This is a genomic window from Vibrio plantisponsor, assembly GCF_013041605.1.
Classification (GTDB): Bacteria; Pseudomonadota; Gammaproteobacteria; order Enterobacterales; family Vibrionaceae; genus Vibrio; species Vibrio plantisponsor.
In genome coordinates, this window is the sequence record NZ_JABEQC010000036.1 from 1 (window position 1) to 1,016 (window position 1,016).

5 tRNA genes are annotated in these 1,016 nt (G+C 44.3%); all 5 read left to right on the forward strand.

Going from position 1 to position 1,016, the window contains the following annotated elements:
- The first annotated feature begins 252 nt into the window (after positions 1–252).
- The 5 genes from HKI82_RS20330 (at position 253) to HKI82_RS20350 (ending at position 934) form a co-directional block, all read left to right on the forward strand.
- A tRNA-Met gene (locus HKI82_RS20330) sits at positions 253–329 on the forward strand.
- 61 nt (positions 330–390) lie between these two features.
- Positions 391–475, forward strand: a tRNA-Leu gene (locus HKI82_RS20335).
- Between the two features lie 26 nt (positions 476–501).
- Positions 502–586 (forward strand) — tRNA-Leu (locus HKI82_RS20340).
- Positions 587–612: 26 nt separating this feature from the next.
- Positions 613–687: transfer RNA gene (locus HKI82_RS20345), tRNA-Gln, on the forward strand.
- A 162-nt stretch (positions 688–849) separates the two neighbouring features.
- Positions 850–934, forward strand: a tRNA-Leu gene (locus HKI82_RS20350).
- The last annotated feature ends 82 nt before the right edge of the window (positions 935–1,016 follow it).

Consider the following 1,016-nt stretch of genomic DNA (forward strand, 5'->3'; position numbering starts at 1 on the left):
CTATCGCCAAGCGGTAAGGCAGCGGCTTTTGATGCCGCCATTCCCTGGTTCGAATCCAGGTAGACCTGCCACTATTTAAAAGATAAATGGTTAGCTAGGCATTTGATGCCACAGTCTATTCCCCTGCTTCGGCTCTAGGTAGACCTACCATTTATTATTAATAACTACTCAGTTATTAATTGAGCTTCAGTATTTGAAAATTTATTGGAACTCGTAGCGAGTTTGTATTATATTGTCTCGCTCAAAAATGATGGCTACGTAGCTCAGCTGGTTAGAGCACATCACTCATAATGATGGGGTCACAGGTTCGAATCCCGTCGTAGCCACCACTTATTCTAAGTTGTTTGCATATCTCTTTGTTAGATTGCTAGTAACTTTAGATACCGAGATGCGGAAGTGGCGAAATTGGTAGACGCACCAGATTTAGGTTCTGGCGCCGCAAGGTGTGAGAGTTCAAGTCTCTCCTTCCGCACCATATTATCTCGATATCTTAAAAATTTTGCGGAAATGGCGAAATTGGTAGACGCACCAGATTTAGGTTCTGGCGCCGCAAGGTGTGAGAGTTCAAGTCTCTCTTTCCGCACCATTATTTAGATGAGCAATCATCTCTGCAGGTCTATCGCCAAGCGGTAAGGCAGCGGCTTTTGATGCCGCCATTCCCTGGTTCGAATCCAGGTAGACCTGCCATTACAATTAAGATAGTGGTTAGTAAGGCTTTGATGCCCCATCTATTCTCCCTGTTTCGACTTCGAGGTAGACCTGCCACTATTTAAAGTGCTTTGTTTTAAATGACAGATCACTACAACGATTATCTGAAGACCAATATTCATTTAATCTACAAATTAAGATGCGGAAGTGGCGAAATTGGTAGACGCACCAGATTTAGGTTCTGGCGCCGCAAGGTGTGAGAGTTCAAGTCTCTCCTTCCGCACCATTATTTATTGTTGGCTACGTAGCTCAGCTGGTTAGAGCACATCACTCATAATGATGGGGTCACAGGTTCGAATCCCGTCGTA